The 17,713-nt window shown below is 74.4% G+C and carries 13 protein-coding genes and 1 pseudogene; 5 read left to right on the top strand and 9 right to left on the bottom strand.

All coding sequences use genetic code 11. The features are described 5' to 3' along the window. Positions 1-49 precede the first annotated feature (49 nt). Entirely contained in the window at positions 50-970 is a 921-nt protein-coding gene (locus tag QMQ26_RS34365) for a LysR family transcriptional regulator (protein WP_282204040.1), read from the top strand. Between the two features lie 135 nt (positions 971-1,105). Continuing rightward, complete coding sequence (gene otsB / locus QMQ26_RS34360) at positions 1,106-1,855, top strand: trehalose-phosphatase (RefSeq protein WP_282204039.1); 750 nt, start codon at positions 1,106-1,108, stop codon at positions 1,853-1,855. Here the strand turns inward: otsB and QMQ26_RS34355 are convergent. Next, positions 1,837-2,760: a hypothetical protein gene (locus tag QMQ26_RS34355; protein WP_282204038.1), complete on the bottom strand. Its 924-nt coding sequence runs from the start codon at positions 2,758-2,760 to the stop codon at positions 1,837-1,839. The genes otsB and QMQ26_RS34355 overlap by 19 nt on opposite strands. Before the next feature lie 184 nt (positions 2,761-2,944). On the opposite strand from QMQ26_RS34355, the pseudogene QMQ26_RS34350 reads away from it, so the two are divergent. After that, positions 2,945-3,486, top strand: a pseudogene (locus tag QMQ26_RS34350) (MOSC domain-containing protein). A gap of 58 nt (positions 3,487-3,544) precedes the next feature. On the opposite strand, the gene QMQ26_RS34345 reads toward QMQ26_RS34350, so the two are convergent. Beyond that, positions 3,545-4,615, bottom strand: a complete 1,071-nt coding sequence (locus QMQ26_RS34345) for a glycoside hydrolase family 43 protein (protein WP_282204037.1) — start codon at positions 4,613-4,615, stop codon at positions 3,545-3,547. A 201-nt stretch (positions 4,616-4,816) separates the two neighbouring features. After that, positions 4,817-5,464 (bottom strand): HD domain-containing protein, encoded by a 648-nt coding sequence (locus QMQ26_RS34340; RefSeq protein ID WP_100838931.1) that lies wholly within the window; start codon positions 5,462-5,464, stop codon positions 4,817-4,819. Between the two features lie 224 nt (positions 5,465-5,688). On the opposite strand from QMQ26_RS34340, the gene QMQ26_RS34335 reads away from it, so the two are divergent. Continuing rightward, complete coding sequence (locus QMQ26_RS34335) at positions 5,689-7,182, top strand: right-handed parallel beta-helix repeat-containing protein (protein ID WP_282204036.1); 1,494 nt, start codon at positions 5,689-5,691, stop codon at positions 7,180-7,182. 78 nt (positions 7,183-7,260) lie between these two features. On the opposite strand, the gene QMQ26_RS34330 is transcribed toward QMQ26_RS34335, so the two are convergent. The 4 genes from QMQ26_RS34330 to QMQ26_RS34315 all read right to left on the bottom strand — a co-directional run bounded on the left by QMQ26_RS34330 (position 7,261) and on the right by QMQ26_RS34315 (position 15,193). Continuing rightward, positions 7,261-10,083 carry an ATP-binding protein gene (locus QMQ26_RS34330; RefSeq protein WP_282204035.1) on the bottom strand — a complete coding sequence of 941 codons (2,823 nt, stop codon included), beginning with the start codon at positions 10,081-10,083 and terminating at the stop codon, positions 7,261-7,263. A 163-nt stretch (positions 10,084-10,246) separates the two neighbouring features. Further along, positions 10,247-12,406, bottom strand: coding sequence for a M4 family metallopeptidase (locus QMQ26_RS34325; protein WP_282204034.1), 2,160 nt, complete (start codon positions 12,404-12,406; stop codon positions 10,247-10,249). 192 nt (positions 12,407-12,598) lie between these two features. Further along, positions 12,599-13,588, bottom strand: coding sequence for a formylglycine-generating enzyme family protein (locus QMQ26_RS34320; protein ID WP_282204033.1), 990 nt, complete (start codon positions 13,586-13,588; stop codon positions 12,599-12,601). 141 nt (positions 13,589-13,729) lie between these two features. Next, entirely contained in the window at positions 13,730-15,193 is a 1,464-nt protein-coding gene (locus tag QMQ26_RS34315; protein ID WP_282204032.1) for a sulfatase family protein, read from the bottom strand. Between the two features lie 426 nt (positions 15,194-15,619). Between QMQ26_RS34315 and QMQ26_RS34310 the strand changes: the two genes are divergently transcribed. Next, positions 15,620-16,162, top strand: coding sequence for an AAA family ATPase (locus tag QMQ26_RS34310; protein ID WP_282204031.1), 543 nt, complete (start codon positions 15,620-15,622; stop codon positions 16,160-16,162). Between the two features lie 105 nt (positions 16,163-16,267). Here the strand turns inward: QMQ26_RS34310 and QMQ26_RS34305 are convergent, their stop codons facing one another. Continuing rightward, on the bottom strand, positions 16,268-16,993 hold the full coding sequence (locus tag QMQ26_RS34305) for a hypothetical protein (RefSeq protein WP_282204030.1): 726 nt from the start codon (positions 16,991-16,993) through the stop codon (positions 16,268-16,270). Further along, entirely contained in the window at positions 16,990-17,550 is a 561-nt protein-coding gene (locus QMQ26_RS34300) for a sigma factor-like helix-turn-helix DNA-binding protein (RefSeq protein WP_282204029.1), read from the bottom strand. The genes QMQ26_RS34305 and QMQ26_RS34300 overlap by 4 nt, the downstream gene beginning before the upstream one ends. Positions 17,551-17,713: the final 163 nt, after the last annotated feature.

The following is a 17,713-nucleotide window of genomic DNA, read 5'->3' as shown; positions in this document are numbered from 1 at the left end:
CAAGACATGGAAAGACGCGTCACGATAGGAAGCGCCTATGATGGCCGGTGTGCAGTTGCAGCAGCTCGCCTACTTCGTCGCGGTCGCCGACGCCCGGCACTTCACCCGGGCCGCCGAGCTCAGCCACGTCTCGCAGCCCTCGCTCTCCCAACAGGTCCGCGCCCTGGAACGGGAGCTGGGCGCCGAGCTGTTCCACCGCTCGCGCTCCGGGACGACCCTGACCGACGCCGGACAGGCCCTGCTGCCGCTGGCCCGGCGCATCCTCGCGGACGCCGACAGCGCCCGGCGGGCCGTCGCCGAGACCGTGCAGCTGCGCCGGGGCCGGGTCCGCTTCGGCGCCCCGCCCTCGCTCTGCGCCAGCCTGGTCCCGGAGGTGCTGCGCGCGTACCGGGCCCGGCACCCCGGCGTCGACCTGCACCTCACCGAGGGCGGCTCCCGGGATCTGGTCCGCGACCTGGAGGCCGGCGAGCTGGACCTCGCGCTGGTCATCACCCCGGCCTCCGCGCCGCCCGCCCCGCTCGCCGTCACCCCGCTGCTGCACGAGGACCTGGTGCTGGTCTCGGCCGACCCACTCCCCCGCCGCCGGGCCCGGATCACCGACCTGCGCGGCCTGGGCCTGGTGATGTTCCGCGAGGGCTACGACCTGCGCGAGACCACCCTTGCGGCCTGCCGCGCCGCCGGGTTCGAGCCGGTCTACGCCGTCGAGGGCGGCGAGATGGACGCGGTCCTGGCCGCCGTCCGGGCCGGCCTGGGCCCCGCGGTCGTCCCCGGCATGGTCGCCGCCAGCGCCAACCTCCCCACCACCCCGTTCGCCCCGCCCGGCCTCGGCCGCACCATCGCCGTCGCGCACGGCCGCGACCTCCCGCTGACCCGCGCCGCGAGCGCCTTCCGCGACACCCTGCTCGCCCACCTCCACGAGGCCGACCGCACCGACTCCCTCCCGCCCGGCACCCGGCTGCTGCCCGGGTAGCGGCACTGAGCCCGGACCGCCGACTGGTCCGGCGCACCTCGTGCGCCGTTGGATAGTCTCGGCACCGTGACGGCAGATCGTGGCGCCTCGGGACCCTGGGTATCCGCTCTGGAGCGGACATCCGCTTCGCCGGGCATGAGCGGGTTCTTCTTCGACTTCGACGGCACCCTCTCCCGGATCCAGGTCGATCCGGCGACGGTGCTGCCGGTGCCGGGTGCGGTGGGGGCGCTGACCGGGCTCGCCGGCCTGGTGCGCACCGTCGGGATCGTCTCGGCGCGTCCGGTGGACTTCCTGCGGTCGCGCTTCGAACAGGTCCCGGGCGTGGTGTTACACGGTCTGTACGGGCTGGAGCGCTGGCAGTCGGGGGTGACGACCGTCGTCCCCGGTGCCGAGGACTGGGGACTGGTGGTCGCGGAACTGCTCGCCCGCGCGCGGGAAGAACTGCCGGGCGGGATCCTCGTCGAGGACAAGCGCCTGTCCATGGCCTTGCACTGCCGGCGGGCGCCCCGCTTCGGGGAGTACGCGGTCCGGTGGGGGCGCGAGCAGGCGCGCCTCCACGGCCTGGTGCTCGAACTCGGCCCCATGACCGTCGAGTTGAAACCACCGGTCGACCGGGACAAGGGCACCGTGCTCGCAGAGGAGACCTCGGGACTGGAATGCGCGTGGTACTTCGGTGACGGCGCGCCCGACCTGGCGGCGTTCCGGGCCCTGACCGACTGGTCCACCGGTTCTCCGGACCGGACGGCGGTGCGCGTCGCCGTCGATCACCCGGACGCGGACGCCGTCCTGCTCCAGGAGGCCGACCTCGTCCTGGACGGCCCGGACGCCGTTCCCGGCCTCCTCGACGCGGTGGGCGCGACGATGGGTCACCGACCCGGAGGGTAGACGTAGCACTGCTGCAGTCGCCCCATGTCCGGACCGTGGTGACGCATGGCCTCGCTGTCCAACGCCAGCTCGAACACGAGACCGAACCCTTCCGTCCCGAACCGCTTCGCGAGTTGCCGCCAGTCCTGTCCGAGCTTGCGCACCGCCGCCACGGTGGCCGCCTCGCAGGTGCCCGCGCAGAGGAAGACCCGCCTCCCGTCCCAGTCGACGGCCTCCAGCACCGCGTACTCGAGGTGGGTACCGCCCGCGCCGGGCTCCGCTCGACGGCGGAAGGTGCGTTCCGCGTTCCCGTGCAGCGGGCGAATCCGAACACCGCGCACGAGTCCGCCGTCCTGCTCGCCCGCATGGAACCCGAACGCGAACGGCCCCTGCCCGAGCGCGACGTCCGTCGTGCTGTTGTACACCGGTCCGCCGACCAGTATGACGCAGTCGGCCCTGCGCACCGCGTTCCTGATCTCGTCGGAGGCCGCCTGCCGGTTCGCGGCGTACTTCGACGCCGGCATGCTGGCCGTGACCCGACAGCGCAACGGCCTACGGACGATCCGCTCGGGAAGACCGACGGCTTGGAGCAGACGGACCGCGGGGTTGGCGTGAAGTGCGTCGGCGAGGCCGAGTGCCTCGCGGTACTCCAGTTCGCTGACCGCCGTCCCCACGAACCCCCCTTGCACCGGGACCGTCCCTGCGGCACTCGCGGGCGCGATGTCGAAGCTGGGTACGAACACCTCGACGGAACTCTTCGAGGACGTGCCGACCCGGAACAGCTTCCACACGCGGCCGCGCCGTGACGTCCAGGCAGCGACCAGTGCCAGGGCACTCGCCACGACGGCCAGGACGGCCGCGCTGGCCGCATTGGACAGGACGTCCCCCACGAATTCCATCCGGCCCCCGCCACGATCGATCGCCAACGCGCCCGCGAGGCGCCATCATAGGCGCGCCTCCGGCCGAAACGCAGCCCCGGAGGGGACGTCAGCGTTCGTACCCCGCCCCGCGGCCCTCCGCCTCGCCGCCGTCCCGCCCCGGTCGGCGAGGCCCGGAAGCGAGGCCCTAGGGTGGGTGCACGGAACATCGGTGCGACGAGAGGTGGTCCGGGTGTCCGGAAGCGTGGTGGCGGTCAGCAGCAACGGGGAGTACGCGTTCACGAAGCCGAACCGGGACGGCATCCGCCTGCTGGCGGGTCTCGGGTCGAGGGGGACGTGCACGCAGGGGTGACCGTCAGGCACCGCTCCCGGGTGGCGCAGGACCCGACCCAGCCGAACCTGCGGCAGGTGCACCTGATGCACGCCGAACTGTTCGAGGAGCTGGCGCAGGCCGGTTACACCGTCGGGCCCGGGCAGTTGGGCGAGAACGTCACCACCCGGGGCGTGGACCTGCTGGGCCTGCCCGTCGGGACGCTGCTGCGGCTCGGCGCCGAGGCGGTGGTCGAGGTGACCGGGCTGCGCAACCCGTGCGGGCAGATCGACGGCTTCCGGCACGGCCTGCTCAAGCAGGTGGTGGGGCGGGACGAGAGCGGCGCGGTGGTCCGCAAGGCGGGCGTCATGGGCGTGGTCCGCTCCGGCGGCGAGATCCGCCCCGGCGACCCCGTCACCGTCACGCTGCCGCCCGAGCCGCACCGCCCGCTCGAACGCGTCTGAGTCCGGGCCCGGGTCCCAGTCCGAGTCCGGGTCCGAGGAGGGCCGGGCCCCGGGCCGGTCACTCGAAGAACTTCAGGCTCCAGCCGGTGTCGGCGGTGGGGCCGGGGACGTTGGCGCGGCGGTAGGTGGCGTTGCCCCACCAGGCGAACGTGCCGGTGTACCAGTACCGTTCGGCCCAGGAGTAGGGCGTGCCCTTGGGGACGGCGTGGAACATCAGCGGGAAGGTCGGCCCGGCGGGCGGGCTGGTGTTGATGTCGCCGTTCAGCAGGACGAAGCTGTGGTGGCCGGGGCCGTCGACGTACAGGGTCGGGTCCCAGCCGGACATCATCGTCTCGCGGTGGGAGCCGAACAGACAGCCGTTGGACTTGTACCAGTCCCACACGTACGTCGGGTCGCCGCCGGCCCGCAGCCGCAGGTCGGCCAGGCAGTACTGGTCGCTCCAGCTGCCGTTGGCGGAGTACGTGACGTGCAGTTGCCCGTTGGGGTCCTTGATCGCCTCGGGCGCCTCGTTGATGAACGGGTTGCCGACCACCCGCTCCCAGCCCTCCCGGGGCTGGGAGATGACGTGGCGGGCGCCGGTCGGCGCGGTCGGGGTGTTCATCCGGGCGATGTAGAGGTTCTGCTCGACGTTGGTGTCGCCGGCCCAGCCGGACCAGACGAACCAGCGCTGCCCGTTGAAGGTGAACAGGGTGCCGTCGATGGCCCACTTGTCGTCCGGCAGGGCCAGTTTCGTCTCGGCGCCGTAGCCGCTGTCGGGGGTGGCGGAGCTGATGGCGTACATCCGGTGGGCCGCGCCGCGGCCGGCCGAGAAGTAGATGTAGTAGCGGCCGCCGTCCACCACGATCTCCGGTGCCCACACCTCGCCGCGCCCGGCGGTGTCCGACCAGACCTGCCGGGCGGGCGCCGAGGCCAGCGCGGCCGTCGAGGCGGCCTGCCGGACGGCGATGCCCGCGCCGGTGGACTGCACCGAGACGTACGTGCCGCCGACCCGCAGCACGCTGGGGTCCGCGGCCCGCAGGCCGGTCTGGGACGCTTCGGCCGGGGCGGTGACCGCGGTGGACAGTGCGGCGGCGAGGACGGCGGACAGGGTGAGGGCGACGGCGCCGGACAGGCGGCGGGAAGGCTTCATGGTGTCCCGATCCGTGGTGGGGCCCGGGGCCGGGCACCGGCCCGGCCGGTGGCGGCGCGTCGGGCTCTGCAACGTTGGAAGAGCGCTCCTCCGCAGCATCCCGACCGACGCTGAACATGTCAACACCCGTGGCACGGCCGCCGGTCCGGGCCACCGGCCCGGGCGGCGGGCTCAGGGCCGCGGGGCTCAGGGCCGCGGGGCTCAGGGCGCTGGGCGGGACCAGCCGCGGGCCTCGCCCTCGTCGATCAGCCGGCGGGCGGCCTCCCACAGCGGGGTGGAGGCGTCGCCGATGACGGCCTTGCGGGCCCGGACGTCGGCGGCGGTGACACCGGGGGTGCGCCAGGTGCCGCCGCGGGCCAGCCAGTTGAGCAGCAGGGGCTGGAGGCGGTCCATCGCCTTGGCGAACCGCGCCTCGGGGGTGCGGCGGGCCTCGAACTCGTCCCAGTGCGCGCGCAGCAGGCGGGTCTGGTCGGCGGGCAGCAGCCCGAACAGCTCGTCCGCGGCGGCCGCCTCGCGCTCCGCCTGGTCGACGGCGCCCGCGTCGTCGTACAGCGGGGTGTCCCCGGCGTAGACCTCCACCAGGTCGTGCAGCAGGACCAGTCGGACGGTGTGGCCGACGTCGATCGGCTCGTCGGCGTACTCGGCCAGGACGGTCACCATCATCGCCAGGTGCCAGGAGTGCTCGGCGTCGTTCTCCCGGCGGTCGGCGGCGGCCAGCGGCGACTGGCGCAGGACGGTCTTGAGCCGGTCCACCTCGACCAGGAAGGTCAGCTGGGCGCGCAGCCGCTCGTCCAGCCCGTCGGGGAAGGGCGTGCGGTCGACGAGCAGGGGCCGGGTTTCTTCGCTCATGCCGCCCATCCTGCCATCCGGCGTCCGAACCGCCCCCGCCCGATGGTGCGTCCGCGGAGCTTCACTACGCTCCGGGTGATTCATCGGATCTTCACAAGGGGAACCTCCATGGACCGACGCGGTCTGCTCAAGGCCACCGGCACCGCCCTGGGCGTGTTCGGCGGCGCCCAACTGGTCGGGACCGGGTCGCGCACGCGGCGACGGGCGGCGGGCCGGTCGTGAACGTGCTGGACTTCGTGCCGGCCGGCATGATCGGCGGCGACTACACCGCCGTGTTCCGCGACGCGTTCGCGGCGGGTGCGGGTGCCACCGTGCTGATCCCGCCGGGTACGTACACGCTCTCCGCGGGGGTGCGGCTGGCGGCGGGCACCACGGTGGTCGCGTACGGGGCGCGGATCGTCCGCGGCACGGACGCCTGTTCGGCGCTGCTGCACAACGTGGACGGCGGCGCGCAGGTGCCGGCGTACAGCGGCCCGGGCCGGATCAGCGTTCTGGGCGGGACGTGGGACATGGCCGGGGCGCTGTACCCCCGGCAGACCGACGCGTTCGCGTTCGCGCACGCCCAGGACCTGCTGATCCGGGACTGCACCATCGTCAACGTGCCGTCGGCGCACGCGATCGAGCTGAACGCGGTGCGCGGGGTGCGGGTGGTCGACTGCGTCTTCGAGGGGCTGAACACCGCTGTCGGCAAGGACAAGGAGGCGGTGCAGATCACCGGCGCGACCTCGGCGGCGAACCTGGCCGCGCCGCCGTACGACAACACCCCGTGCACGGACGTGCTGATCTCGGGCTGCACGCTGCGGGCCACGACGGCCGCGGGCTACGGCGACTTCGGCGCGCTGTGCGGCGACCACGACGGCGCGCCGGGGGTCGTGCACAGCGGGGTCCGGGTGCTCGGCAACCGGATCGAGGCGGCCACCGCGGAGGGCATCCGGGTCGCGGACTGGCAGCAGTCGGTGGTCAGCGGCAACACCGTCGAGTCGGCGCGCAACACGGGCATCGACGTGCGCTCGCAGAGCAGAACCGCGCCGAACACGCTGACGGGCCTGCTGATCCAGGGCAACACCGTCACCGGCACCGGCGGCCCCGACTGCCCGAGCGGCGGCATCACCGTCGCCGGCAAGGCGGCGGCGCCGATCACCGGCCTGGTGGTCAGCGGCAACGCCGTCGCGGGCACCCGGGGCGAGTACGGCGTGTACGTGGGCTACGCGCCGCAGGCCGTGGTCAGCGGCAACACGGTCACCGGCACCGCCCGCAACGCGAAGGCGAGCAACTGCCAGGCGATCCAGCTGGATTACTCGCCGGAGAGCGTCCTGACCGACAACGCGGCCTCCGGCATCGCCGGTGACGGTCTGTTCGTGAACTTCAGCGACGGCAGCCTGGTGAGCGGGAACCGGGTCTCCGGGTGCGCGACCCACGGCCTGGCGGCCAGCTCGAACGACCTGGTCGTGCGGAACAACCTGTTCTCGGGGCTGAACACGGACGGTGCCGCGGACAAGTACGGCATCCGGATCGGCAACAACGCCAAGAACGTCTCGGTGCAGGGCAACCTGGTGCGGCGCGGCGGCGGAGCGGCGGACGCGGCGGCGGCCGTCGCGGTGCTGCCGGGCAGCAGCGGGGCCTGGGTCACCGGCAACGACCTGCGCGGCTGGGGCACGGCGGCGCTGCTGGACCAGGGCGCGGGGACGGTGACCACCGGCGGCGGCAACCTCTCCTGACGGCTCCTGACGGCGTGGCGGGCCGGTGGCGAGGCCGGAATCGTGGCCGCGGGTCGGCCCGGCCCCGGGTCAGTCCCGTCAGTCCCGGTGGCGGGCCAGTTCGGCCCGGCCGCGGACGCCGTACTGGCGGTAGAGGCGGGTGAGGTTGGCCTCGACGGCCTTGACGGAGAGGTGGAGGCGGGCCGCGATCTCGCGGTTGGTGGCGCCGGAGCGGATCAGGGTGAGGATCTGCTGCTGCATGGGGGTGGGGTCGGCCTCCAGGGCGTCGAGGGCGGCGAGGGCGGCGGCGGTGTGCTGCTGCCAGGGGCGGCAGCCGGCGGCGGTGTAGCGGGTGTGGGCCTCCTGGAGGGCGGTGCGGGCGGCGGCGCGGCGGCGGGCGCGGCGTTCCAGGGTGCCGAGGGCGAGGTGGGCGCGGGCGAGTTCGAGGGGGTAGGGGTGGGTGTCGGGGAGCAGGGCGCGCAGGGTGTCGGCGGCGCGGCGGGGGTCGGTGGCGGCGGTGAGGTGGGCTTCGGCGCGGTGCAGGCCCAGGGTGAGGACGTCGCGGCCGAGCCGGGCGGCGCGGTCGCGGGCGTCGGCGAGGGTGGCGGCGGCCTGCTCGGGGCGGCCGGAGAGGGCGAGTGCCTCGGCCAGGTCGGCGTCGACCAGGAAGAGCGCGGGGTCGGTGAACTCCATCAGGCGCAGCAGGAGCCGGCAGCGGGTGAGGTGGTCGGCGGCGGCCGGGTGGTTGCCGCGCAGGAGTTCGGCGCGGCCGCGCAGGCCGTGGGCGTAGGCGAGCCATTCGCGGTCGTGGTCGCTCTCGGCGGCGCGGATCGCGGAGTCGAGGAGGTGGGCGGCGCGGTCGGCGGTGCCGCCGTTGAGTTCGGCGGCGCCGCCCAGGACGCGGGCCGGGCCGGGGCTGGGTTCGATGCGTTCGCGCAGGTCGTGGGCGGCGCGGCCGGCGGCGTACGCCTCGGTGCAGCGGCCGGCCCGCTCGTAGACGGAGGCGGCGATGTAGAGGACGTTGGCGAGGTCCTCGGTGCGGCCGGCGGCTTCGACCTCGGCGCGCAGCGCCTCGACCTCGGCGACGGCGCGGGGCAGGTCGCCGCTGCGCAGGGCGGCGACGGCGAGTCCTTCGCGGCAGAACACGGCGGCGGCGGTGGGGGGCCGGCCGGCGGCGAGGCGGCAGCCGCGTTCGAGTTGGGCCAGGCCCAGGGCGGGGTCGGTGAGCAGGGTCAGCGGGGCGCGCTGGGCGAGGAGTTCGACCAGCAGGTCGGGGTCGTCGGCGTGGTCGGCGTGCTTCTCGGCGGTGGCGAGTTCGGCGAGTCCTTCGGCGCGGTCGCCGCGGTGCAGGGCGCGGACGGCGCGTTCCTGGTGGACGGCGGCGGTGAGGGCGGGGTGGCCGCCGGTGTCCTCGGCGGCGGCGGTGAGCAGGGGTTCGGCGCCGGGGTGGTCGGGGCCGAGCAGGCGGGCGAGCAGCAGGCGGGCGTGCACCCGGACGTCGGCGGCGGGGGCGGCGGCGAGGCGTTCGCCGCAGGCGCGGGCGAGGTCGGGCAGGCCGGCGGCGGCGGCGTTGCGGGCGGCGGCGAGCAGGCGGCGGCTCGCGGTGTCGGGGTCGGGGGTGTGGTCGGCGGCGAGGCGGAGCAGTTCGGCGGCGGTGCCGGGGGCGCCGCGGGTGAGCGCGGTGTCGGCGGCGCGGTGCAGCCGGGAGGCGAGGCGGGGGTCGGGGGCGTCGGCGGCGAGGGCCTGGTGGCGGACCTGTTCGACCGGGTCGGCGGTGAGTTCGGCGAGCAGCCGGTGGGCGGCGCGCAGGGTGTCGGGGGCGGCGTCGGCGAGGACCACTTCGGCGACCAGGGGGTGGCTGAACTGGGGGGTGCCGGCGGGGGTCTGCTGGACGATGCCGTGGCGGCGGGCGGCGGCGAGCGGTTCGGTGATGGTGGCGGGCAGGCCGGTGCCGGTCCGGGCGGCGGCCAGGACGGTGAGCGACTGCCGTGCGGTGTCGGGGAGTTCGCCGAGCCGGGCGGAGACCAGGGCGCGCAGCCGGTGCGGGACGTCGAGCGGGCGGGCCGGGTCGGCGGCCAGCGCGCTCTCGCCGCCGCCGGTGGCCAGCGAGCGGCCCAGCTCCAGCGCGTAGTAGGGGTTCCCGCCGCTGACGGCGTGCACCCGGGTCAGGGTGAGTCCGCTCAGCCGCAGGCCGAGCCGTTCGCGCAGCAGGGCGCCGGTGCCGCGTTCGCCGAGCGGGCCGACCGCGATCTCGCGGGCGGCGGGCGGGCAGAGCGCGCCCCGCTCGGGTGCGGCGCCGGCGTGTTCGGTGCGTTCGGTGACGGCGATCCGGACCCGGCGGTCGGTGAGGCGGCGGGCGGCGAAGGCGATGACCTGGCGGCTGGCCTCGTCGAGCCACTGGGTGTCGTCGAGCAGGACGAGGACGGGGCCGCGCTGGGCGAGTCGGCGCAGTGCTTCGAGGACGGCCACCCGGACGGCCAACGGGTCGGTGGGGGTGCCGGGTTGGGGGGCGCGGTGGAGCAGGGCGCACTCCAGGGCCTGGCGCAGGTGGTCGGGCAGGTCCTCGGCGAGGCCGGGGAGGGCCTCGCCGAGGAGGTCGATCAGGGCGAGGTGCGGCAGGTCCGCCTCGGCGGCGGTGGGGCTGCTGCGCAGGACGGTCTCGCCCGCCGGGCCGGCGTCCTGGGCGAGGGTGTCGAGCAGCGCGGTCTTGCCGATGCCGGCCGGTCCGTGCAGCAGGACGCCGCCGGTGGCGGCGAGTGCGGCGCGGATGTCGGCGAGCAGGTGCGCGCGGTCGACGAGCGGGGCTCGGTCGGGCCCGCCGGGGTGGTGGCGGCTGCGGCCGGGCCGGGGAGGATGCCGGTCATGGCGGTCAGTGTGCCGCCTCGGAACCGGCTGCGCGAGGGTGTCACCTGAACGCGGCACCCTCACGACCCGCCGTTAAGTCCCCTTTAAGGACCGCCTGTTGGGGAGGCCCGGCCGGAGCCGGTGGGACGCTTCCGGCTCCGGCGGTCGGCCCCGGCGGCCTGCGCCGACGGCCTGCTCCGGCGGTCGGCTCCGGCGGCCCGCTCGGGCCCGCCCGCTCCGGTCAGCCGACGCTGACGTCGTCGACCAGGAAGACGGTCGACAGGTAGGCGTCCTCCTGGCCGACGAAGCCCAGGTTGACGCTCTGGCCGCGGAAGGCGCTCAGGTCGACGGTCTTCTGCACGTAGCCGGCGGAGGCGTTGGCGTTGGAGTACGTCGCCAGGGTCTGGCCGTTGGCGGTGACCTTGAGCGTGTCGTAGGCGGTGGAGCCGGACTCCTGGGTGGTGACCTTGAGCCAGAAGGTGAGCTTGGGGCTGCCGGTGGACGGCACCGCGACGTTGTTCTGCGCCAGCGTCTCACTGGCGGCGGAACCGTAGCCCATCATCCAGGCGTACCAGGAGCCGCCGTGGGCCTGCTGCTGGGTGGAGTTGGTGATGTCGTCGGCGCTCTGGGTCCAGCCGGTGGCGCCCTGCTCGAAGCCGCCGTTGGTCAGCGCGTTGCCCGGGTTGGGGTTGCCGGTGGGCGAGGGGCTGGGCGAGCCGGACGGCGACGGGGTCGGGGTGCCGTTGCCCGGGTCGGGCAGGGCGGTGCCGACGCTGACGGCGGCCCACGCCTTGGAGACCAGGTACCGCTCCTGCGAGTTGGCGCCGTACAGGTCGGCGGCGGCCTGCAGGGTGGCGGTGCGGGCGGAGGAGTAGGTGGTGGTGGAGGTCATGTAGGTGGACAGGGCGCGGTACCAGACCGCGGCGGCCTTGTCCCGGCCGATGCCGCCGAAGCTGTCGCCGTTGCACGGGGTGCCGTTGTGCGGCAGGCCGCCGATGGTCTTGGCGCCGGTGCCCTCGGCGGCGAGGTAGAAGAAGTGGTTGGCGATGCCGGAGGAGTAGTGCACGTCGACCTGGCCGGCCCGGCTGCTGTAGCAGGAGAGCGAGGAGCCGTCGGCGGCCGGGTTGTCCATCCGGCGCAGGTAGCCGTTGCCCATGTGGAGCTTCTCGCCGATGTAGTAGTCGCCGGGGTCGGTGCTGTTGCCGGCGTAGAACTCGACCATGGTGCCGAAGATGTCGCTGGTGGCCTCGTTGAGGCCGCCGGACTCGCCGGAGTAGTTCAGGTTGGCGGTGGCGGCGGTGACGCCGTGGCTCATCTCGTGGCCGGAGACGTCCAGGGCGGTCAGCGGGGTGTTGCCGTTCTGCGAGGAGCCGTCGCCGAAGGACATGCAGAAGCAGGAGTCGTCGTAGAACGCGTTCAGCAGCTGGTTGTCCACGTGCACGTAGGCCGGGGCGCCGCGGCCGTCGTTGCGGATGCCGCTGCGGTTGAAGGTGCTCTTGTAGTAGTCCCAGGTCTTGGCCAGGCCGTAGGAGGCGTCGACGGCGGCGCTCTCGCGGCTCGAAGTGGAGCCGTTGCCCCAGGAGTTGGACGACTTGGAGAAGGTCCGGGCGTTCTGCGCGGGGTTCGACTGCGGGCTGTTGTACGAGTCGTAGACGATGGTGCCGCCGTGCGCCGCGTCGGTCAGCGTGTAGCCGCTGCCGCCCTGGCTGGTCTCGATGCTCACCTGGCCGACGTTGACGCCGTTGCCGGTGCCGGTGACGGTCTGCTCGACCTCGTACTGGTCGAGGACGGCGCCGCTGGCCGCGTCGAGCACGACCGCCTCGTGGGAGCCGGGGCCCGCGTCGCCGGTGCCGGTGACGGTGGTGCGGTAGGCCAGCACCGGCACCTTGCCGACCGCCCAGACCACCAGCTGGCTGGTGTCGAGGTGGGTGGTGCGGGCCGAGGTGACGTGCTTGGCGCTGCGCTCGGCGGTGGCCGAGGCGTCCTTGCCGGTCAGCTTCGGGGTCACGCCGGCCACCTTGACGGCGCCCTCGTGCGCCCAGGTGGTCGAGGTGGGCTTGCCGTTCGCGGCGTAGTGTACGACCAGGTCGCCGCCGACCACGGGCAGCCCGCGGTAGGTGCGGTCGTAGCGCACGTGCCGGACGCCGTCGTTCTCGACCAGCACGTCCTTGGGCAGCAGGCGCTCGTCCGGGCCCAGGCCCAGCGTCTTCGCCAGCGCCCCGGCCTCCTTCTCCGCCCGTTCCATGACCGCGAGGCGGCCCACGACGGTCATCGACTGGAAGCCCGCACCGTTGGCGGTGGTACCGCTCGCCAGTGCGGGGGACTGCGAACTCGCCGCCACCACGGTGCCCAGGGTGAGGGCGGCCGCAACGGCTGCCGCCAGCGCGGTCTTGCGGTTCATCGGGTTTCCTCCCACCGGGCCGGGGTTGATGGGGGACGGCCGCGGCACCGGTGGGGTGTGGTGTCGCGGCCGGGTTCGGCTCGGCGGCAGGACGCTAGGACCGCGGACCGCCCCCGCGACATGCCCCCGCCGCCCGGCAAGGGCCGGTCAAGGGTGCGCCGCACCGCACCCCAGGGGCACCCCGGCGGGCGGTCAGCGGGCCACCCGGAAGCCGATGTTGCCGCTGGAGCTGTCCGGGGTGTTCGAGGAGCGGGCGGACAGCCGGTAGCGGTTGCAGTAGGAGGCGTGGCACATGTGGGAGCCGCCGCGCATCACCCGGGCGGGGCCGGTGGGCGGGCCGAGCGGGTCCTGGCGGGTGGCGGGGGTGTCGGGGCGGTGGTGGTCGGGGCTGAAGCGGTCGGCGCACCACTCCCAGACGTTGCCGAGCACGTTGTACAGGCCGTGTCCGTTGGGGCGGTAGGAGCGGACGGGGCGGTGGAGCGGTGCCGGCCGGTATTGCGGATCGGGAACTCGCCCTGCCAGATGTTGAGCATCTCCCGTCCGCCGGGGCGAGTTCGTCGCCCCACGGGTAGCGGGTGCCGGTGCGCCGCCGCGGGCCGCGTACTCCCACTGCGCCTCGGTGGGCAGCCGGGTGCCGGACCAGGCGCAGTACGCCTGCGCGTCGTTCCAGGAGACGTGCACCACGGGGTGCTGCTGGCGGGCGGCGAAACCGCTGCCGGGGCCCTCGGGGGCGCGCCAGTCGGCCCCCTCGACGGCCCGCCACCACGGGGTGGCGGCGACCGGCGGGGAGGCGGCGCGCAGCCGGTCGGTGAGGAAGCCCTCGAAGACGAAGCTGGAGCCGAAGCGCTCGGCGTCGGTGACGTACCCGGTCTCCCGGACGAAGGACGCGAACTCGGCGTTGGTGACGGTGGTCGCGGCGATCGCGAACGGCCCGAGCCGCACCTCGCGCACCGGCCCCTCGCCGTCCGCCGGGATGCCGTCCGGGTCCTGCCCGCCCATCAGGAACGTTCCGCCGGGCAGTTCCAGCAGCCCGCGGGCGGCCCGCACCGCGGCGGGGGACGGGGCGGGCGGCTCGGCGACGGTGGGCTCGGCGGCGGAGGGCTCGGCGGCGGTGGGCGACAGGGTCAGGACGGGCAGGCCGAGGTCGGTGGGCTCGTGTCCGGGGGTGCAGCAGGAGAGCATGGCGGCCTCTTCGGTGCGGGGGTTCGGGTGGATCGGGTGGATCGGGTGGTTCGGAGTGCGGGGACGCGGGGCCCGGCCGGTCGCCGTGGGGGGCGACCGGCTGGGGTTTCGAGGAAGCCGTGCGGTCGTACGGCCGTGCGGTCAGGCGGTGCGTTCGGCGGCGAGGGTCGCCGCGAGGGCCGGGACGCCGAGCGCCTTCTCCTGGGCCGGGGTGGCCTGGTACAGCTTGTTGACCAGCTGGTAGGGGTCGGCGTTCAGGTCGTAGTACTCGCGGAAGGCGATCTCGCCGGTGCCGACGGGCAGGCCGTTCGCATCGGTGTGCAGCTTGTAGTACTCGGTGTACTGCTTGTCCTTGCCGAGGTACGAGGCCCAGGTGTGCGGCCGCCCGTCCTGGTGGGCGCCCTGCTCCCAGAACTCGACCAGCAGGTGGTCGCGGCTGTACGCGCCGAGCAGCGAGTGCCCGTCGACCGCCCAGTCGGGGGTGATCCCGGCGGCCTGGAGGACGGTCGGGGCGATGTCGATGTTGGCCACGATCCGGTTGTCGGCGGGGCTGCCCGCCCCGAGGCCGCCGGCCGGCCAGGACAGGTAGAACGGCACCTCGACCGAGGGCAGGTAGGGCACCGACTTCTTCGACCAGCCGTGGTCGGCCCAGGTGTAGCCGTTGTCGCCGAGGTAGATCACCAGGGTGTTCTGGAGCTGCCCGAGCGCGGCCAGTTTGTCGTGGATGGCCTGTACGGCGTCGTCCACCGAGAGCAGGGTGCGCAGTTGGCGGGCGCGCAGCTGCCGGGCGGTGGCGAGGGTGGCCGTCCCGTTCTGGATCCACTCGGGCTTGTCGCTGCGGTCGGCCTCGTCGACGGACGGGCGGCCGTCCCAGGCCGGGACGGGCGTGTCGGCGTACTTCGGCTCGGGCGTGTTGGGCTCGTGCGAGGCCTTCGGCGCGACGAACGCGAACCAGGGGCGCGCGTCGGTGGCGGCCTTGTCGAGGAAGGCGAGCGCGTGGTCGCGGATCACCGAGGTCGAGTAACCGGGGATGGTGCGCACGGTGCCGTTGTCGTTGTACTGGCCGTTGTTGTAGACCACCGGCGCGGACAGCAGCCACTCGTCGAAGTGCGGCGGGTTGTCGGCCGGGTGCCAGGCGTTCAGGTACTTGCCGAACAGGCCGGTGCGGTAGCCGGCCTGGTGCAGCAGCCGCTGGATGGTGTGCTGCTGGTCGAGGTTGTACGGGTGGCCGTTGTCGCGGACGCCGTGGTGGTGCGCGTACTGGCCGCTGAAGATCGAGGAGCGGGACGGCGCGCACAGCGGCGTGGTGACGTGCCCGGCGGTGAACCGGACGCCGTGGCCGACCAGCCAGTCCACCGTCTTGGGGGTGGCCCACTCGGTCTGCTTGGGCTGGTCGTCGGTGAGGATCACCAGGATGTTCGGCCGGGCGCCCGGCGCGGCGCCGGGCTCGGTGGCGGCGGCGGCCGCGGTGGCCGGTGGGGCGCCCAGGGCCAGGGGCAGGGCGGTCGCGGCGGCGACCGATACCGCGCCGGCCAGGAAGCCGCGGCGGTCCACCTTCGGTTCGGCCTTCGGTTCGTCGCGCGGAGGTTCGGTGTTCCGGCTCATGGTGTGCGCACCCTTTCGCGGCAGGAGGAAACGTGCGGGCGGAGCGAGTCGGCGGGCGTCCCCGGCCGGACGGAGCGTGCGCGGCACTGACGGTGAACCTACGGGCGCGCGACGAGGGCCCGCAATTGGCTGCGCGCAGACAACGCACGCTGTTCACGGGCCCGTTGCAATGTTTCGCGCACCCACCGACCGGCGCCCCGCCCGTCCCGGAAGGGGCCCCGGAAGAATCCCCGGAAGAAGGTGGCATGGAGTCGCGCACCCGGGGCAGTCGCTGGGTGCGGCGGAAGAAGGGCCCGGCCGACCCCCCCTGTAGGCCGGGCCCCCCGCCGTGCGGCGCCGGTTCTGCGGCGCGGGGCGGTGCACCGCCGACCGTCCTCCCGGCCCCGGTGCGACGGCCACGGTCCGCAACGGCATAGGCTGGGCCGCGTGGACGAGGTGGAGACGGTACCGGACGAGGCGGAGCTGCTGCCGGAGCTGGACGGGACCGAGCGCGGGCTGGTGGTGCTGATGTGCGGGCTGCCCGGATCGGGGAAGAGCACGTACGCGCGGGCGCTGGAGCGGCGCGGCTTCGTCCGGCTGTCGATCGACGAGGTGATCTGGTCCCGGACCGGGCGCGACGGGGCCGAGCTGGAACCGGCCGTGTACGAGCGGCTCAAGTCGGCGGTGGAACGGGAGCTGTGGGAGGAGCTGGTCGGGCTGTTGGAGGCGCGCCGCCCGGTGGTCGTCGACTACAGCTTCTGGAACCGGGAGACCCGCGACCGGTACAAGGCGCTGATCGAAGGCCACGGCTGCCGCTGGGAGTTGGTCCGGCTGCGGGCCGACCTGGAGACGCTGCGCCGCCGCCTGGCCGCCCGCAGCCGGCGCAGCGACGCGAACAGCGTGACCGTCCCGGACGAGACGCTGCGGCGGTACTTCGACGCCTTCCAGGAGCCGGTGGGCGAGGGTGAGCGGGTGATCGTCCAGCGCTGAGGGCCGAAGGGCCCGCCGGTCAGCGGGCCGGCCGAAGCAGGCCGGCCGATCAGCGGGTCAGCGGGTCAGCCGGTCAGCCGGTCAGCCGGTCAGCCGGTCAGCCGGTCAGCGGGCCAGGTCGCGGACCAGGGTGCTGCTCACCTGCGGGAGTTCGCCGTACTCGAGGTCGTCGCAGTCGACCGGGAGCTGGTGGATGACGGCGGCCAGCCGGGGCGGGAGCTTGACGCCGAGGCCGTCGTGGCACAGGGCGAGGATCTCGGCGAGCACGCCCGCCGGGAGCAGGGTGTCGCGGACGCCGAGGACGTGCTGCGGCGGACGGGGGCGGGCGGCCAGCGCCTCGGCCTGGCGGCGCCAGACCTCGGCGTCCAGGAACTCGCCGAGGCTGCGGTGCAGCAGGCTCAGGCAGGACGCGGCGGTGTAGGAGCCGCCGCCAGCCGCGAACTGCCACCAGAACTGGGCGCCCTCGCGGTGGCGGGCGGCGTGCAGCAGCGCGCCCAGGACCAGGGCGCCCTCGGGGTGGATGCGTTCGTCGTTGACGAGCAGGTCCAGCGAGGGGGCGGCGGTGGGCATCGCCAGGACCAGCGAGGTGGCCAGGTCGAGTTCGTGGGCGGCCTGGAGGTGTTCGGAGGGGAACGGGCGGGGGGCGGTGAGCAGCCGGTCCCAGGAGACGCCGGGGCCGTCCGGGCCGTCCGGGCCGCTTTGACCGCTTTGACCACCCTGGCCGCTTTGACCACCCTGGTCGCTCTGGCCGCCTGCGCGGTGCGGGCCGCCGGGGTGCGGGCGGGGCTCGCGGGTGGCGGGCGGGTGGAGGCTGTCCGGTCCGGCGGTCATCGGCGCTCCCTGTTCCGGGCGCCGAGGGCGGCGGCCAGCCGGTCGAGGGCCTGGGTGGCGGTGGAGCGGACGTTGGCCTCCGTGGTGGCCAGGCAGTCGGCGATCTGGCGGTCCGTCAGGCCGAGCAGGTAGCGCAGCAGGACCACGTCGTGGCGCCGCTCCGAGAGCCCGCGCAGGGCGGCGTACAGCTGCCAGTGGTCGGCGGCGGTCTCCGGCAGGTCGCCGGCCCGCTCGGCGGCGACCCGCACCGCGCAGACCCAGAGCGGGACGTGCGCCGGGGAGGGCGGCGGTTCGCCGTCCATCATCCGCTGCAGCAGGGCCGCGCCGACCTCCTCCTTGAGGATCGTCCAGGCCTGGAACGCCGGGAACTGCTCGCGCAGGATGCGCGGCCACTCCTGCCAGACCCGGCCCTTGGCGAGTTCCACCGCGCCGCGCGCCGCGCCGGGGTCGCCCAGGCGGGCGGCGGCGAAGCCGGTCCACGTCCGGTGGTGCGTGTCACAGAATGCGTCGAACGTCAGGCGGTGCCGGTCGCCCACCGCCCGTTCGCTCTCGTTCACGCCCCACTCCTCCCCGGCGGCACCCTGGTCGCCGCAGCCGGATGCCGGTACCGATCGCCAGAACTCGCTTACCCCACAGGAACATTAAGGCGCATCAGGTGCCGACGTGGTAATCCGGCACAAGAGGTTTCCCGATCAGCCGCACGTCACCCTGCCGGACAAC

Origin of the sequence: Kitasatospora fiedleri (genome assembly GCF_948472415.1) — a bacterium.
GTDB classification, from domain to species: Bacteria; Actinomycetota; Actinomycetes; order Streptomycetales; family Streptomycetaceae; genus Kitasatospora; species Kitasatospora fiedleri.
Note: the sequence above shows the minus strand (reverse complement) of the source record. Positions and strands in the feature narration are given on the sequence as shown.

Coding starts and splice junctions, on each gene's coding strand:
- otsB (WP_282204039.1), top strand. CDS start 1,106: ATGAGCGGGTTCTTCTTCGACTTCGACGGCACCCTCTCCCGGATCCAG.
- QMQ26_RS34345 (WP_282204037.1), bottom strand. CDS start 4,615: ATGAAGCCTTCCCGCCGCCTGTCCGGCGCCGTCGCCCTCACCCTGTCC.
- QMQ26_RS34340 (WP_100838931.1), bottom strand. CDS start 5,464: ATGAGCGAAGAAACCCGGCCCCTGCTCGTCGACCGCACGCCCTTCCCC.
- QMQ26_RS34325 (WP_282204034.1), bottom strand. CDS start 12,406: ATGAACCGCAAGACCGCGCTGGCGGCAGCCGTTGCGGCCGCCCTCACC.
- QMQ26_RS34320 (WP_282204033.1), bottom strand. CDS start 13,588: ATGCTCTCCTGCTGCACCCCCGGACACGAGCCCACCGACCTCGGCCTG.
- QMQ26_RS34315 (WP_282204032.1), bottom strand. CDS start 15,193: ATGAGCCGGAACACCGAACCTCCGCGCGACGAACCGAAGGCCGAACCG.
- QMQ26_RS34305 (WP_282204030.1), bottom strand. CDS start 16,993: ATGACCGCCGGACCGGACAGCCTCCACCCGCCCGCCACCCGCGAGCCC.